The organism is Ketobacter sp., from assembly GCF_003671495.1.
GTDB lineage: Bacteria > Pseudomonadota > Gammaproteobacteria > Pseudomonadales > Ketobacteraceae > Ketobacter.
Map to the genome: position 1 here is coordinate 23,383 of NZ_RCHN01000046.1, position 15,661 is coordinate 39,043.

The 15,661-nt window shown below is 58.4% G+C and carries 12 protein-coding genes; 8 read left to right on the top strand and 4 right to left on the bottom strand.

Annotated features, from left to right (window positions below; translation table 11 throughout):
• Positions 1 to 244: 244 nt before the first annotated feature.
• The 4 genes from D9N14_RS21480 (at position 245) to D9N14_RS21495 (ending at position 4,736) form a co-directional block, all read left to right on the top strand.
• The gene (locus tag D9N14_RS21480; RefSeq protein WP_290583691.1) at positions 245 to 1,336 is read left to right on the top strand and encodes a BMP family ABC transporter substrate-binding protein; all 1,092 of its coding nucleotides are present in this window, start codon (positions 245 to 247) and stop codon (positions 1,334 to 1,336) included.
• Positions 1,333 to 2,304, top strand: a complete 972-nt coding sequence (locus D9N14_RS21485) for an isopenicillin N synthase family dioxygenase (protein WP_290583693.1) — start codon at positions 1,333 to 1,335, stop codon at positions 2,302 to 2,304. Before D9N14_RS21480 ends, D9N14_RS21485 begins: the two co-directional genes overlap by 4 nt.
• Before the next feature lie 289 nt (positions 2,305 to 2,593).
• Positions 2,594 to 3,322 (top strand): DUF5020 family protein, encoded by a 729-nt coding sequence (locus D9N14_RS21490; protein WP_290583695.1) that lies wholly within the window; start codon positions 2,594 to 2,596, stop codon positions 3,320 to 3,322.
• A gap of 16 nt (positions 3,323 to 3,338) precedes the next feature.
• On the top strand, positions 3,339 to 4,736 hold the full coding sequence (locus D9N14_RS21495; RefSeq protein WP_290583697.1) for a uracil-xanthine permease family protein: 1,398 nt from the start codon (positions 3,339 to 3,341) through the stop codon (positions 4,734 to 4,736).
• Here D9N14_RS21495 and ade read toward each other — a convergent pair.
• Positions 4,733 to 6,475 carry an adenine deaminase gene (gene ade, locus D9N14_RS21500; protein WP_290583699.1) on the bottom strand — a complete coding sequence of 581 codons (1,743 nt, stop codon included), beginning with the start codon at positions 6,473 to 6,475 and terminating at the stop codon, positions 4,733 to 4,735. The two genes, D9N14_RS21495 and ade, sit on opposite strands and share 4 nt — an antisense overlap.
• Before the next feature lie 153 nt (positions 6,476 to 6,628).
• Between ade and D9N14_RS21505 the strand changes: the two genes are divergently transcribed.
• A complete protein-coding gene (locus D9N14_RS21505; RefSeq protein ID WP_317622661.1) occupies positions 6,629 to 7,276 on the top strand; it encodes a TetR/AcrR family transcriptional regulator in 648 nt (215 codons plus the stop codon).
• Positions 7,277 to 7,286: 10 nt separating this feature from the next.
• Here the strand turns inward: D9N14_RS21505 and D9N14_RS21510 are convergent, their stop codons facing one another.
• The 3 genes from D9N14_RS21510 to D9N14_RS21520 form a co-directional block, all read right to left on the bottom strand.
• A complete protein-coding gene (locus D9N14_RS21510) occupies positions 7,287 to 9,260 on the bottom strand; it encodes a sensor domain-containing diguanylate cyclase (protein WP_290583703.1) in 1,974 nt (657 codons plus the stop codon).
• A 94-nt stretch (positions 9,261 to 9,354) separates the two neighbouring features.
• A complete protein-coding gene (locus tag D9N14_RS21515; protein WP_290583705.1) occupies positions 9,355 to 10,515 on the bottom strand; it encodes an iron-containing alcohol dehydrogenase in 1,161 nt (386 codons plus the stop codon).
• Between the two features lie 33 nt (positions 10,516 to 10,548).
• A complete protein-coding gene (locus D9N14_RS21520) occupies positions 10,549 to 11,265 on the bottom strand; it encodes a TetR family transcriptional regulator (protein WP_290583707.1) in 717 nt (238 codons plus the stop codon).
• Positions 11,266 to 11,458: 193 nt separating this feature from the next.
• Between D9N14_RS21520 and D9N14_RS21525 the strand changes: the two genes are divergently transcribed.
• The 3 genes from D9N14_RS21525 to D9N14_RS21535 all read left to right on the top strand — a co-directional run bounded on the left by D9N14_RS21525 (position 11,459) and on the right by D9N14_RS21535 (position 15,606).
• Complete coding sequence (locus D9N14_RS21525) at positions 11,459 to 12,988, top strand: flavin-containing monooxygenase (protein WP_290583709.1); 1,530 nt, start codon at positions 11,459 to 11,461, stop codon at positions 12,986 to 12,988.
• A 38-nt stretch (positions 12,989 to 13,026) separates the two neighbouring features.
• Positions 13,027 to 13,869: an SDR family NAD(P)-dependent oxidoreductase gene (locus tag D9N14_RS21530; RefSeq protein WP_290583711.1), complete on the top strand. Its 843-nt coding sequence runs from the start codon at positions 13,027 to 13,029 to the stop codon at positions 13,867 to 13,869.
• 120 nt (positions 13,870 to 13,989) lie between these two features.
• Positions 13,990 to 15,606: a long-chain-fatty-acid--CoA ligase gene (locus D9N14_RS21535; protein ID WP_290583713.1), complete on the top strand. Its 1,617-nt coding sequence runs from the start codon at positions 13,990 to 13,992 to the stop codon at positions 15,604 to 15,606.
• Positions 15,607 to 15,661 lie beyond the last annotated feature (55 nt).

The window sequence follows — 15,661 nt, forward strand, 5'->3', positions numbered from 1 at the left end:
TGGTTCCGTTCCCCAGGTACTGGTCGTCATAGGCAGCGTTTAGTCTACTGCAATCCGTCAAATGCGCACCAAGTTAATGCCTGGCGCGGGTCCGTGCTCCGCTAACGCACGGTTTACATCATGACTCAGGGGCGCAAGTTGTTGCAAATCAAGCTCTTGTCCAATTGGTCAGATTCTTGCTTTGCTGAAACCTGTCCAAATAGACAGGTTTTCCGTCAACTCATACTACTGGAGCATTCTCAGCATGAATTTCAAGGGGATAACACGTCACTTCGTGGGGCTGCTGGCCATCCTGGCCGCGGTTGCAGGCATCAGCACTCAAGCCCACGGGGAGGAACCGTTCAAAGTGGGGTTCGTTTATGTGGGCCCTATTGGTGACCACGGCTGGAGTTATCAGCACGACCAAAGCCGCATCGCGCTGGAAAAACATTTCGGCGACAAAGTGAAAACCACCTATGTGGAAAACGTACCGGAAGGGGCCGACGCGGAGCGGGTGATTCGCAACCTGGCCAAGTCCGGCAATCAGGTGATCTTCACCACTTCGTTCGGTTTTATGAATCCCACGGCCAAAGTGGCCAAGCAGTTTCCCAAGGTCACCTTCCTGCATGCCACCGGTTACAAGCGCAGCAAGAACCTGGGAACCTATATTTCCAAAACCTACGAAGGCCGCTATGTGGCCGGTTATGTGGCGGCCAAGATGACCAAGAGCAACAAGGTGGGATACATTGCCTCGTTCCCGATACCGGAGGTGATCCGCGACATCAATGCCGTGCAGCTGGCGTTGAACAAGTACAACCCGGACGCCGAGCTGAAAGTGGTGTGGGTGAACACCTGGTTTGATCCGGGCAAAGAGGCGGACGCCGCCAATGCCATGATGGATCAGGGGGTGGACGTGATTCTGCAGCACACCGACAGTCCGGCCGCCATGCAGGCAGCCGAGCGCCGGGGCAAATACGCGGTGGGCCAGGCGTCCGATATGTCGCGCTTCGGTCCCAATGCCCACCTGATGTCTGTGGTGGACGACTGGGCCTGGTACACCATCCACACCGTGCAGTCGGTCATGGACGGCACCTTCAAGTCCGAGGATTTCTGGGGTGGCATGAAAGAGGACATGATTCAGGTTCCGGGATTTGGCCCGGCGGTACCGGATGACGTCAAACAGCACGCGCAAGGTCTGATTGCCGGCATCATCGACGGATCTTTCCACCCGTTCACCGGACCCATCAAGGATCAGTCCGGCAAGCTCACCGTACCGGAAGGCAAAGTGATGACTGACCAGGAGCTGGCAGGCATGAACTACTACGTGGAGGGAGTCGAAGGCTCCATTCCCAAATGACCCGTATTCCGGCTGATGGTATTCCCGTCATATCCCTGGCGGGATTGCGCAGCGGCGATGACGCAGAACGGCGGGCCGTGGCCGCTGCCCTGGGTCAGGCCTGCCGGGAGATCGGCTTTTTCTATGCGGTGGATCACGGGGTGGAGGCGGCGCTCTGTGATCGTGTCTTTGAGCAGTCACGGCGCTTTTTCCAGTTGCCGGTGGCGCGCAAAGAGATCCTGTCCATCCGCCAGTCGCGGCACAATCGTGGCTATATCGCCCTGGCGGATGAACGCCTGAATCCGGAGCAGGGCGCGGATCAGAAGGAAGCCTTTAACATCGGGGTGGACCTGCCACTGGATCACCCGGATGTGGTGTCCGGCAAGCCGTTTCGCGGGGTCAACTACTGGCCGGATCTGAGCCACTGGAAAGCCGATATGCTGGCCTATTTTGACGCCTGCCTGCAGGTGGGCCGGCTGCTGCATCGGGGCTTCAGTCTGGATCTGGGTTTGCCGGAGACGTATTTTGACCGCCACCTGGTGGAACCCATCGCCACCCTGCGCCTGTTGCGGTATCCCCCGCTGCCGCCGGGGGCCAGCGCCCCGCGTCTGGACGCCGGTGCCGGAACCCATACGGACTATGGCAACATCACCTTGCTGGCCACCGACACCGTGGCGGGGCTGCAGGTGGCCAATCGGCAGGGGCAGTGGATCGATGCCCCCTATGTGGAGGGGGCCCTGGTCTGCAACATCGGCGATTGCCTGATGCGCTGGACCAATGATCTCTACGTGTCCACGCCGCACCGGGTAAAGGCGCCTGCCCAGGAACGCTATTCCGTTGCCTTCTTCCTGGAAGTGGACCCGGATGCGGTGGTGGACAGCCGGGACCTGTTTCCGCAGCAGGCTCCCAAATACCCTCCCATCACCTGCGCCGACTATCTGGCCCAGCAACTGAACGCCACCTACGGCTACCGCAAACCTGCACCCTAATCACCCATGGAGCACCGCCGGGGCGCCAAATGTAGGCGCCCTTTTTCGTTCTGGTCTGTCCTGATCGCGGGTGGTTTTCCCCAATCCGCCAAACGGGTCTAGATTGTTAATAGGGGACAGGATCGTAAATGCTTAATTTTAAACTGGTTATGCAAACGAGGCAGGACGTCCCGGGTATTGAGAGGTAAAACCTGTCCAACTGGCCAACTTTTTGCTTTCAGCATTGCAACCTGACCATTTGGACAACTTTTAACTTTCATACAACTGACACATCAAGGGGATACTTAGCATGTTAAAGCAGTCTTTGGCCGCCGCTGGCGGAGCACTGGTTCTGGCTTCCGGTTTGATTTCCGCTAATGCACAGGCCGAAATGATTTGGAGCACCTTCAGTCTCAGCTACCTGAAAGGGGACCACTACAAAGTGGGTGATAATGAGCGCGAGGTACTCACCGTGGAGCACGCCAGTGGCCACGACTGGGGTGATAACTTCTTCTTCATCGATCACTCCACCTTTGCCGATGGTGTGGTCACCAACTACGGGGAGCTTTCCCCCCGTCTGAGCTTTTCCTACCTCACCCGCCAGGATCTCAGTTTCAGTTTCGTCAAGGATGTCTTCATCGCCTCCACCTGGGAGATGGGCGACGTCTTCAACAACTATCTCTACGGTATTGGCTTCGCTCTGGATGTGCCCGGGTTCCAGTATTTCGGGGTGAATTTCTACAAAGCCAACAACGATCTGTGGGATGACGATGAGCAGGTGACCTTAACCTGGGGGCTGCCCTTCAGCCTGGGTGGTGCTGAATTCCTCTACGACGGCTTCCTGGATTACTCCACAGAATCCGACACCAACGCCAAGGAAATGAACTTCACGTCGCAACTGAAATGGAACGTGGGCAAACTGGTGAACAGCAAGGCGCCGTTCTACCTTGGTATCGAATATGCTTACTGGAACAATAAATACGGTATCGATGGTGTCGACGAAAGGAATCCGAACCTGCTCGTGAAATGGCATTTCTAACCAGGAGGACAATCCCATGAGTTCGTCTCAATCGGATCTGATTTATCCGCTGGATGCGAGGCCTCCTGCCCTGGAGGCCACCTTCGCGGCCATACAGCATGTGCTGGCCAGTTTTGTGGGCATCATCACGCCCACCCTGATCATCGGCGGCGTGTTGGGGCTGGGGGAACACATTCCCTACCTGATCAGCATGGCCTTGATGGTGTCCGGGGTGGGCACGTTCATCCAGGCGCGGCGCCCCCTCAAGGTGGGGGCGGGCATGATCTGTGTGCAGGGCACCAGTTTTGCGTTCCTGGGCTCAATACTCGCGGCAGGGTTCATCGCCAAGGGCAAAGGGGGTGGGCCGGATGAAATTCTGTCGCTGATTTTCTGCATCTGTTTTCTCGGTGCGTTTATCGAGATTTTCCTGAGCCAGGTGATGCACAAACTGAAGCGGGTGATCACGCCGCTGGTCACCGGCATTGTCATCACCATCATCGGGGTGAGCCTGATCAAGGTGGGCATGACGGATCTGGCCGGGGGCTTTAAGGCCAAGGACTTTGGTTCGTTGGAAAATCTGGGGCTGGGGTTGTTCGTGCTTACCCTGATCATCATCCTCAATCGCTCCCGCAATCAGTGGTTACGCCTGACCTCCATCGTCATCGGCCTGGCCGCCGGGTTTGTGGTGGCCGGCTTAATGGGGAAACTGAATTTTTCCCACCTGGGGAACCTGCCACTGGTGAGCATTCCGGTGCCGTTTAAATACGGTTTCAGTTTTGATCTGTCGGCGTTTATTCCCATCGCCCTGATCTATGTGATCACCACCATTGAAACCACCGGTGACATCACCGCCAATTGCCTTATCTCCAAGCAGCCCATTGAAGGGGAAACCTACCTGCAGCGCATCAAGGGTGGCGTGTTGGGGGATGGCGTGAACTCGGCCCTGGCGGCCGTGTTCAACACCTTTCCCAACACCACCTTCAGCCAGAACAATGGCGTGATCCAGCTCACCGGCATTGCCAGCCGTTATGTGGGCATGTACATCGCTGCATTGCTGGTACTGCTGGGGGTGTTTCCCATCATCGGCGGTGTGCTGCAACAGATTCCCAAGCCGGTGTTGGGGGGCGCGACGCTGGTGATGTTCGGTACTGTGGCCGCCGCCGGCGTGAAGATTCTCGCCGGGGAGGAACTGGATCGGCGCAAAATGCTGATCATGGCGGTGTCATTCGGGGTGGGGCTGGGGGTTTCCATGGTGCCCAATCTGTTGGAGGTGACCCCCAAACTGGTACAGAACGTGTTTGGTTCCCCCATCACCACCGGTGGTTTGACCGCCATCGTGTTGAACCTGATCCTGCCGGAGGAAGCAGGGAAAGAGGAAGTGGGGAAAGCGGAAGCGCCGCTCGAGGTGAAAAAAGCTGAAACCGCGGAGGCCTAGAACGCCTCCAGCAAACAGAAGCGATCCACATCCACCAGTCCCTGGTCGGTGATCTTCAGGTGGGGAATCACCGGCAGAGGCAGGAACGCCAGCTGCAGAAACGGCTCCGGCAACACACAGCCCAGGTTGCGCACGGCATCCCGCAGCCTGGTCAATTGAGCGCGCACCTGTTCGTAGGGCTGCAGGCTCATCAAGCCCGCCAGGGGTAAGGGTAATTCGGCAACGATGTGGCCGTCGACGCAGATGGCGAATCCGCCACCGATGCCAATGAGGTGATTGACCGCCTGCGCCATATCCTCATCGTTAGTACCCAGTACACACAGGTTGTGGCTGTCGTGACCCACGGAGGAGGCCAGGGCGCCGCCCTTGAGGCCGAACCCCTGGACGAAACCACGGCCGATATCACCGCTGTGACCGTGGCGTTCCAGTACGCAGATTTTGAGGATATCTGCCGTCGGGTCCGCTTGATACTCCGATTGCCGCACCGGTACCGGCAGGGTGCGGTGTTCGGTGATGATACTGCCGGCACTGACACCGATTACCGGTACCGTCACCGTGCCGTCCCTGTGCTGTGCGGGTATCTTCAGATCCACAGCCTGGACCGGTGCCCGTTGCACGCTGTTCAGGCCCACCGCCGGTACCGGGGTGCGCTGTGCAAACAGTTCCTGGGTCACCGGGCGGCCGGCGCTGATGACGCTGTGCACCTGGCAGGTTTCGTAATCGGACAGCAACACCAGGTCGGCCCGTTTGCCCGGCGCCACCAGGCCCCGGTCGCGTAAACCGAAGGCGCGGGCTGCTGACCAGGTGGCGGCACGGTAGGCATCGTCCGGGGCAATGCCCAGTTCAATGGCGCGACGGATCAGAAAATCCAGATGGCCCTGCTCGGCAATGTCCAACGGGTTGCGGTCGTCAGTACAGAAGCCCATGGCGTTGGAGGTGTTGGCGTTCAACAGCGGGGCCAGGGCCTGCAGGTCTTTCGACACCGTGCCCTCGCGGATCAGCACATGCATGCCTTTGCGTAACTTTTCCCGGGCCTCGTCGGCGCTGGTGGTTTCGTGGCAGGTGCAGATACCGCAGGCCAGATAGGCGTTCAGATCTTTGCCCCGCACCAGGGGTGCGTGGCCGTCGATGTGCCAGCCCTGAAACGCCGCCAGTTTCTCCACTACTTCCGGTGCCTTGGCCAGCAGCCCGGGATAGTTCATGAATTCCGCCAGGCCGATCACACTGGGGTGATCCCGCAGGGCCACCAGATCATCCGCCTCCAGGCGGGCCCCGGCGGTTTCCAGATGCGTGGCCGGCACGCAGGAAGACAGTTGCACCCGCAGATCCAGGCAGGTCTGTTCGGCACAGCGCATGAAATAGCGAATGCCATCGGCCCCCAGCACGTTGGCAATTTCGTGCGGGTCGCAGATGGCGGTGGTGGTGCCCCGGGGCAACACGCAGCGATCGAATTCCAGTGGCGTTACCAGGCTGGATTCGCAATGCACATGGGTATCTATGAAACCCGGTACCACCACCAGGTTGCGGCCGTCGATTTCGGTTTGGCCCTGGTAGGATTCGCAGGTGCCGACGATGCGGTCGCCGCAGATGGCGATGTCACCGGAGATCAGCTCGCCGCTGATGACGTCCAGAAAGCGGGTGTTGCGAATCACCAGGTCGGCGGCAACGCGCCCCAGGGCCTGATCGATATAGCGCCCCACATCCTGGCGTTGACGGGCACGGTCATTGGCTTGGGACATGGGGCCACCTCATCACTATTCCGGCATCAGTTTATGTATAATGCCGTAAAGTATACCCAGTGCCAGTGGATCTGCCCACTGGCCGAGCGGCAACACCGCACAAGAAGCAGAAAGAACCAGCAAGGCAATGCACAGGAAGTTTGGACACAGATGATGTTGATGGAAATCGGGTCACACCGCGCCGACAAGCCCGGCGGCAGAATCCGCCAGAAGAATGAACAGATTATCATTGCTGCGGCGGAGGCAGAATTTGCGGCCAATGGTTTCAAGGGTGCCACCATGAACAACATTGCCTTGAAGGCCGGCCTGCCTAAATCCAATATCCACTACTATTTCAAGAACAAACTGCAGCTCTATATTGAAGTGTTGATTAACATCATCGACCTGTGGGACAACGCGCTGAATGAGCTGGATGCGGATTCAGAGCCGGCTGCAGCGTTGCGGGAATACATCGCGGCCAAGATGCGTTTCTCCCGCGAGTACCCGCTGGCATCCCGGGTCTTCGCCAAAGAGATCCTGTCCGGTGCCCCCCGCATCAAGCAATATTTCAGTAGTGAATACCGCGAATGGTTTTTGCGGAAAACAGACGTCTTCAGCAAGTGGGCGCAACAAGGCAAGATTGATCCCATCGACCCTGCCCACATTGTGTTTCTGTTGTGGAGTTCCACCCAGCATTATGCGGATTTTGAAGTGCAGATTGCTGCAGCCCTGGGCAAAAAGTCCCTCAGTAAAAAAGACTTTGATGAAGCCACCGATGCGTTGACCAAAATCATCATTCGCGGCATCGGCTACCAGGGCTGAAGCCGCCGGGTCAGCGTTTGCCTCCACTGTACAGGTAGTAACTGGCGTTCTCTTTGCCTTTGGCGGCGTACATGGCGATGTCCGCGGCGCGGGTCAGGTCCACTTCGTTGTCACCGTCCTGGGGGTACACGGCGATGCCGATGCTGCAACCAATGTGGACACTGTGATCCGCCACCACAAAAGGTTCCTGCATGCGTTTAGCCACTTGATCGGCAATGCTGACGGCATAATCGGCGTTGCTGAGTTCCTCCACTATCATGACAAACTCATCGCCACCCAGGCGCCCCACCGTGTCGTTTTTGCGGCGGGCTTCCAGCAGGCGTTGCGCCACCCGTTGCAGCAGTTCGTCCCCCACCGCGTGGCCGTACTGGTCGTTGACGGGCTTGAACTTGTCCAGGTCGATGAAGAGCAGTGCGCAATGGCTGTGGTGTCGTTGTGCCCGCAGAATGGCGGTATTGAGGCGGTCTGAAAACAGGCTGCGATTGGCCAGGCCGGTGAGGTTGTCGTAGTGGGCCATGCTCAGTAATTTCTGCTCCATGGCCTTGCGCGCACTGATGTCGGAAAACACCGAAACGTACTGGGCAATCTGGCCGGCATCGTTGGTGACGGTGCCGATGCTGGCCCGCACCGGGAGCAGGGTGCCGTCCTGGCAGGGCAGTTCTGTGTCCCCCTGCCAGTGATGCTGTTGGTTCAGCGCCTGTTCAATGAGGGTTTGTTCCGCCGGGTTGGTGGTGTGATAGAAGCAGGCTTCCTGTCCCAGCAGCTGCGCCTTGCTGAATCCGGTCATGGCCAGGTAGGAACCGTTGGCGGTGAGCACCCGACGTTGTGCATCGCAAATGATGATGCCGTCGCGACTGGCCTCCAGTACCGTGGCGGACAATCGTAATTGTGCTTCCATTTTCTTTTCGTTGGAACGGTCCACCACAAAAGCAATGCCCTGGTGGGTGCTGCCATCCATCATGGTACCCCCCACCAGAACCGGAATCGCATGGCCGTCGCGATGGAAAAATTCCTTGGCGAAAGGCAGGCAGTAACCCTGCTCATTGATCTGGGCCAGGGCTCGTTCGTCATCCGCCAGGTCGCCGGGGGTGAGCTGGCGCCAGTTCAGTTGGCCGTCGATCAGTTCCTGGCGGCTGTAGCCGAGGATGCTGAGGAAATAGTCGTTGCCATCGAAGATTTCACCATCCTGGCCCCAGATGATGATGCCGATGACGTTGGCCTCGTAGAGCGATTTGAACCGCAGCTGGCTGTCCCGCAGTTGGCTTTCGGTGTTGTCGATTTGTTGCAGCACGCGGCGGGAGACCAGCCCCACGAACAGCAGGATGATGCTGATGGAGCCCAGGTTCACCCACAGCAGTACCTGCCTGATCCAGCGGGCGCCACGGCTGAGTTCGCTGGAAAATTCAGTTTCGAACTGGTTCAGTGTGCGGTCCAGCGCGTTCAGTTGCCGCTCGTAAACGCCCAGGTCCGCCGCTGGATTTTGCCGATGCTGCGCGGCGATCTGGTTGGCCAGTTGCAGCAACTGATCAATCTGGGCGTCCGCCTGTCTCCAGATGTTGATCGCGTTGCGCATGTGTTCAACATTGCCGAAATAGAGGAACAGGTCGATCATGTTGCGCACGTCATTGGGGTGATTGCCGCCCGCCAGAAAGCCCTCCCGCGCCGCTTCCCGGTCTGGCTCTTCCTGCTGCAGCGCCAGTCTCGCCCTGCGGTCCGCCAGGTTGACCCTGAGGGCCTGGTGGAACTTGTGCATCAATTCATCCGATGGGTGTTCCAGGTAGCGGTAGAGGAGCAAAACGGCGTCTTTCTGGGATTTGGCCCACAGGCCTTCGCCGCGCACGTAGGCACGAATGCCGCTCATCAATTGGATCTGCAGGGTGCCCAGCGTGAACACAATCAGGCACACCACCAGCAGCATCCAGATGATGCGTTTGACGCGGCGTTTAATGGAGGGGAGGGCTGCCTGTCTGTCCCTGGTCTGCAAACCTCAGTACCTGTGTAACGCGTGGGTGTCCAACAGCAGTAACTATGACGCAATTTGCTCTGAAAGCAAGCGTCCATGTCATGCTGAGCTGCGATCAATGCCAGATGGACTGATAGATGGATATCATCTCACCAATGGTGGGGATGCGGGGGTTGTTGCCCGGCGAACCGGAGGCCATTGCCTGTTCTGCCATCAACTCCAGTTTGGCAAAGTAAGCGTCCTTTTTGATGCCGAATCCAGCCGGTGTGGGTACCTGGAGTTCGGTGTTCAGGTCCCGCAGTTCCTGCAGCAGTTTCCGGTTGGCAATCAGGACGTTCTCACCCGGGGCGGCGATGCCCATGGCGCGGGCGCACTCCGCATAGCGCTCTGCCGCGGAGGCAATGGAGAACTCGGTGACACTGGGCAGCAGCATGGCATTGGACAAGCCGTGGGGTACATGGAAGTGAGCACCGATGGGGCGACTCATGCCGTGCACCAGTGCCACTGACGCGGCGGAAAATGCAGCGCCGGCCAGGGTTGCGCCCATCATCATGGCCTCGCGCGCGGGCTCATCACGGCCGTCATGGAACACCCGGCGCAGGTTGGGGCCCAGTAATCTCATGGCCGCCAGGGCCTGACTGTCACTGTAAGCGTTGGCTTTGCGGCTGACATAGGCCTCGATGGCGTGGGTCAGGGCGTCGATGCCGGTATCGGCGGTGATGCGGGGCGGAGCGCTCAGGGACAGGGTGTAATCCACCAGCGCCGCCACCGGCAGGAATCCCATGCCCACACAGAGCATTTTCTCATCCACGGTGTCGTCGGTGATGATGGTGAAACGGGTCATTTCAGAGCCGGTGCCGGCGGTGGTGGGAATGGCAATCACCGGCAACCCGGCCTCGCCGACATTGCGGGGAAACTTGTAATCCCGCATGGCGCCACCGTGACGGGCCAGGATGGCGATGGCTTTGGCGCTGTCGATGGGGCTGCCGCCCCCCAGGGCCAGCAGGCAGTCAAAATCGTCTGCCCGGGCCGCCACCACCCCGGCATCGATGGAGCTTACCGTGGGCTCCGGCACGGTGTCGGCAAATACACTGCTGCGCAGACCGGCCTTCTCCAGTACCGCCTGCACCCGGGTCACATAGCCCAGTTGTACCATCATTGTGTCGGTGATGATCAGGGGCCGCGAACAGCCCAGTTGATTCATGACAGACGCAACTGCTTCACAGGCGTTGCGCCCCACCTGCAGGATGCGGGGCAGAATGATGGTGGCGGACATAGGGGCCGGCTCCTTGGTTGTTGTGCGTTCTTGTTATGAAGTCTGATCCATCTGTAATGCTCCCATTAAAATGGCGCCGTGGCCATGCAGAACAGCGCTGCCCATGATCAGGGAGGTAATCATTTTTTCCGCTTTGATGCAGATCTGCTCCTGGCGTTCCGGTTGTTCGATGTATTCCATGGACAACTGGAACATTTCCCGGGTAATGGTTTCCGAAATGTCGTAGAGGCTGTCCTGGCTCAGCTCCGGCATCAGCTTCAGTTCATTGATGTCGTCCGCCATATCCCGGGCAAAGTCGTCCATCACCTTGCGCAGGGCCCGTCGCAGAATGGGCGAGGCGCCGTGCAGTTCCCGAATCCCCAGAATAAACGCGTTGGGGTTTTCGGCCACATAATCAAAGAACAGTTTTACGGTTTCCCGGTTGACCTGGGTGGCCCGGGCCAGATTGAGGCGTGGGTTTTCCTGCCAGGAGGCGATGGGGGTGTGCGCCGGCACCACCGACTCGGCTGCCTTGCGTCGCAGTTCCCGCAGGGGCTGCCGGATCTGGCCGGTCATTTCTTCAATAATGGCCAGGCCCAGCTCGTCGAAGTCCTTGAAATGCCGATAAAAAGTGTTGGGGTTCAGGCCGGCCTCCCGGGCCAGCTCCCGCAGGCTTAACGCGTTCAGGCTGCGGGTGCTGGCGTTGAGCTTGAGGGCGGCCTCCATCAACAGGCGCTTGCCCTGGGCCAGAACAGATTTGGGAAGGCTCATGAGTTGTCTATTCTTTATCCAATTGTATACAGCAATATGAAGAATTGTACCGGCTATTGACCGCGAAGTATACGATTGTATACTCTTGGCTCTGAGGTAGACGCTTGTCTACCTGGATTGAGTTTATCCGGGATTTGGCCGGCGCCCCCAATGGCGTCGGCGGCAACCAAACCATCATCACCAGGACTACAGCATGAGCAAGCAGTCAAAACAACACTATAAAGTAGCGATCATCGGCACCGGTTTCTCTGGCCTCGGCATGGCCATTCGTCTCAAGCAACAGGGCGAAAACGATTTCATTGTGTTCGAAAAAGAAGCCGGAGTGGGCGGCACCTGGCGCGTCAATCACTACCCTGGCTGCGCCTGCGATGTGCCCTCCCATTTGTATTCGTTCTCGTTTGCGCCCAACCCCAACTGGAGCCGTATGTTTGCGCCCCAGCCGGAGATCAAGAAGTACCTGGAATACTGTGCCGATCACTATGGTGTGATGCCCCACGTCAAACTGAATAACGCCGTTGAGTCGGCCCGTTGGGATGAGAAACAGCAGTGCTGGCAGGTGACTGACCAGCAGGGCAAACACTACAGTGCCGATATACTGGTGGCCGGTGCCGGCGGCTTGTCGGTGCCGGCCTATCCGAAAATTCCCGGCCTCGACAAGTTCGAAGGCAAGGCCTTCCACTCCCAGGATTGGGATCATGGTTATGACCTGAAGGGCAAACGGGTGGCGGTGATCGGCACCGGCGCCTCCGCCATTCAGTTTGTACCGGAAGTGCAAAAGCAGGCGGCGCAACTGGATCTGTATCAACGCACGCCACCCTGGATTCTGAGCAAGCCGGACCGGGCCATGAACTTTGCTGAAAAAGCCCTGTTCAAACGTTTCCCCAAAGCCCAACAGGCCTTGCGCGAAAAAATTTACTGGACCCTGGAAAGCCGGGTGTTGGGCATGCTGGTCAACCCGCGCCTGATGGCCATCGCCAAACGCTGGGCGCTGAATCACATCCGCAACCAGATCCGCGATCCGGAGCTGCGCAAAAAAGTCACGCCGGATTACACCATCGGCTGCAAGCGCATCCTCATGTCCGATAACTATTACCCGGCCCTGGATCAGCCCAATGTGGACGTGATCACCACCGGCATTCGCGAAGTCACCGCCAACAGCATCATCACTGTGGACGGGGCAGAGCGCACAGTGGATGCCATCATTTACGGCACCGGTTTCAGGGCCACTGATCCCATTCCGGCGGGCCTGTTCTTTGGTCGTGACGGGGTGGATATTGTGGACACCTGGCCACAGGGGCCGGAGGCGTACAAGGGCACCACCGTGTCCGGCTTCCCCAACTTTTTTATGCTGATGGGGCCTAACACCGGGCTGGGTCATAACTCGATGGTGTATATGATCGAATCCCAGGTGAACTACGTGATGAGCGCGATGCAGTACATGGATAAAAAACGCATTCGCCAGATCGATGTGGCACCCTCGGCCCAGGCGGCGTACAACCACCGTATCCAGAATAAACTGCAGGGCTCGGTTTGGAACAGTGGGGGTTGCCAAAGCTGGTACCTGCATCCGGTCAGCGGTAAAAACGTCACCCTGTGGCCCGGGTTCACCTGGCAGTTCCGCCAGCAAACGCGACGCTTCGATGCCGGGGCCTATCTGTTCAATGGCGCCCGGGAAGCATCCGCTGCATCCGTACCCAGCGCCGGCACCGCAACCGCTCAATAGGGCACGCTAATTAAGCACTTATAAAAAAGGGCATCAACATGAAAACATTCAAGAACAAAGTAGCGGCCATCACCGGAGCCGCTTCCGGCATCGGGCAGGCATTGGCCCTGGAACTGGCCAGGGCGCAATGTGATTTGGCCCTGAGCGACGTGGATGACAAGGGATTGGCAGAAACAGCCAAGCAAGCCTCCGCGCTGGGTGTTAAAGTGACGACTGCCAAGGTGAATGTGGCGGATCGTGCGGCGGTTCACGCCTGGGCGGACCAGGTGGTGCAGGATCACGGCAAAGTGAATATGGTATTCAACAATGCCGGCGTGGCCCTGGGTGGCACCGTGGAAGACACCGATTATGCGGACTATGAGTGGATTGTCGGCATCAACATGTGGGGCGTGGTCTACGGCACCAAAGCCTTTTTGCCGTATATCAAGCAGGCGGGCGAAGAAGGGCATATCATTAACATTTCCAGCGTCTTCGGCCTGTTTGCCCAGCCCACCCAGAGCGGGTATAACATGTCCAAGTTCGCGGTGCGGGGCTTTACTGAATCCCTGCGCCAGGAGCTGGATATCGAAGGTGGCAAGGTGTCCTGCACCTGTGTTCATCCCGGCGGCATCAAAACCAACATTGCCCGCAACGCCCGTATGAGCAACAGTATGGAAAAGCTCACCGGTGGCGCCAGTGCAGAGAACATGCGGGATCAGTTCGAGGCCCTGTTCATGACCACTTCCCAGAAAGCCGCCGCCGTGATTCTGGCGGGGGTCAAGGCGAACAAACGCCGGGTGCTGATCGGGCCGGATGCCCGGGTGCTGGACCTGATGCAACGGACGTTGCCGGTGGTGTACCAGCGTCTGGTGACCACTTCCTTCAAGTGGGCCGGACGTTAACCCCATACCGCCAAAACGCCCGGGCTCAGCCCGGGTTTTTTACATTGGCTAAAGCCGTTACAAAAAAGCAAGAAAAGCACGTTAACCACTGACTGGAAACCCAAACGCGAGGAGAACACCATGCACGGATTGATGATGGATTCACAACTTTCCATTTCATCCATTCTGCGTCACGCAGAAAAAGTGCATCAGCACTGTGAGATCGTCAGCCGTAAACCGGAGGGCGGAATTTTCCGATACACCTACAAAGACGCCGGCAAACGGGCCCGGCGAGCTGCCAATGCCCTGGTCACGCTGGGCGTGCAACAACAGGATCGGGTGGCCACCCTGGCCTGGAACAGCCATCGCCATTACGAGTTGTATTTTGCCGTGTCCGGCAGCGGTGCCGTACTGCATACGGTGAACCCGCGCCTGTTTCCGGAACAGATTATCTATATTCTCAACCATGCGGAAGACGAGGTGTTGTTCCTGGACATCCAGTTTGTACCGCTGATTGAAGCCATCCGCGATCAGTTGCCGCGGCTGAAGCACATCGTGTTGATGGTGGACAAGGATAAAATGCCCGAGTCCAAGCTGGATCTGTTGTGCTACGAGGAGCTGCTGGAGGCCGCCAGTGAAGACTATGAGTGGCCTGCGTTCGATGAGAACATGGCCGCGACCCTGTGTTACACCTCCGGTACCACGGGCAATCCCAAGGGTGTGCTCTACAGTCACCGCTCCACCGTGATCCATGCGCTGGCGTCGGTGAGCAACGATGCCCTGGGCGTCTGTAATCAGTCCGCGGTGTTGCCGGTGGTGCCCATGTTCCATGTGAACGCCTGGGGTGTGCCCTATGGTGCCACTGCCGGCGGTGCCAAACTGGTATTGCCCGGTGCCGGCATGGATGGCGCGTCACTGTATGAGTTGATTCACGGTGAAGACGTGTCGCTGCTGTTGGGTGTGCCCACCGTATGGCTGGGCTTGCTGCAATACTGTGATCAGCAACAGCTGACGTTAGCGTCGGTGCAGGAAGTGGTGATTGGCGGTTCTGCCGCGCCTATGTCCATGATCAAGGCGTTCCAGGAAAAACACGACGCCTTTGTGATTCACGCCTGGGGAATGACGGAGCTGTCACCAATGGGCACCGTGAACAGCATGAATCGATACATGGCCAGCCTGTCCCAGGAAGAACGCTACCAGCTGCAGACCAAGCAGGGGCGCCCCATTTTCGGCATTGAAATCCGCATCGTGGATGCCGATGGCAACGAACTGCCCCAGGACGGCAAAGCCTTTGGCCGGTTGCAGGTGCGCGGCCCCTGGGTCGCCAGCAGCTACTACAAGCATGAGGACCAGTCCGACTGGGAAGACGGCTGGTTCGATACCGGCGACGTCGCCACCATTGACGAACAGGGTTACATGAACATCGTGGACCGGGCCAAGGATGTGATCAAGTCCGGCGGCGAGTGGATCAGCTCCATCGACGTGGAAAACATTGCCATCGGCCACGCGGCGGTGGCGGAGTGTGCGGTGGTGGGCGTGCCTCACCCCAAGTGGGATGAGCGACCCTTATTGCTGGTGGTGCTGAATCCGGGCGCCACCTTAACCAAGGAGGCCATGCTGGAATACCTGGCCGACAAGATCGTGAAATGGTGGATGCCGGATGAAGTGTTGTTCGTGGATGAGCTGCCCCATACCCCCACCGGCAAGCTGCTGAAACGGGAGTTACGCAGTCAGTACCAGGATCTGTATACCCGGTAATATCAACTCCGCAAAACCAGGCCCGCAGCGCATAACAGCGGGTCTGGGCCTTCAA

Excerpts from the sequence above, each read along its gene's own strand:
- D9N14_RS21515 (WP_290583705.1), bottom strand. The coding sequence starts at position 10,515 with ATGTCCGCCACCATCATTCTGCCCCGCATCCTGCAGGTGGGGCGCAAC.
- D9N14_RS21520 (WP_290583707.1), bottom strand. The coding sequence starts at position 11,265 with ATGAGCCTTCCCAAATCTGTTCTGGCCCAGGGCAAGCGCCTGTTGATG.
- D9N14_RS21525 (WP_290583709.1), top strand. The coding sequence starts at position 11,459 with ATGAGCAAGCAGTCAAAACAACACTATAAAGTAGCGATCATCGGCACC.
- ade (WP_290583699.1), bottom strand. The coding sequence starts at position 6,475 with ATGTCCCAAGCCAATGACCGTGCCCGTCAACGCCAGGATGTGGGGCGC.
- D9N14_RS21490 (WP_290583695.1), top strand. The coding sequence starts at position 2,594 with ATGTTAAAGCAGTCTTTGGCCGCCGCTGGCGGAGCACTGGTTCTGGCT.
- D9N14_RS21505 (WP_317622661.1), top strand. The coding sequence starts at position 6,629 with ATGTTGATGGAAATCGGGTCACACCGCGCCGACAAGCCCGGCGGCAGA.
- D9N14_RS21480 (WP_290583691.1), top strand. The coding sequence starts at position 245 with ATGAATTTCAAGGGGATAACACGTCACTTCGTGGGGCTGCTGGCCATC.
- D9N14_RS21535 (WP_290583713.1), top strand. The coding sequence starts at position 13,990 with ATGCACGGATTGATGATGGATTCACAACTTTCCATTTCATCCATTCTG.
- D9N14_RS21530 (WP_290583711.1), top strand. The coding sequence starts at position 13,027 with ATGAAAACATTCAAGAACAAAGTAGCGGCCATCACCGGAGCCGCTTCC.
- D9N14_RS21485 (WP_290583693.1), top strand. The coding sequence starts at position 1,333 with ATGACCCGTATTCCGGCTGATGGTATTCCCGTCATATCCCTGGCGGGA.
- D9N14_RS21495 (WP_290583697.1), top strand. The coding sequence starts at position 3,339 with ATGAGTTCGTCTCAATCGGATCTGATTTATCCGCTGGATGCGAGGCCT.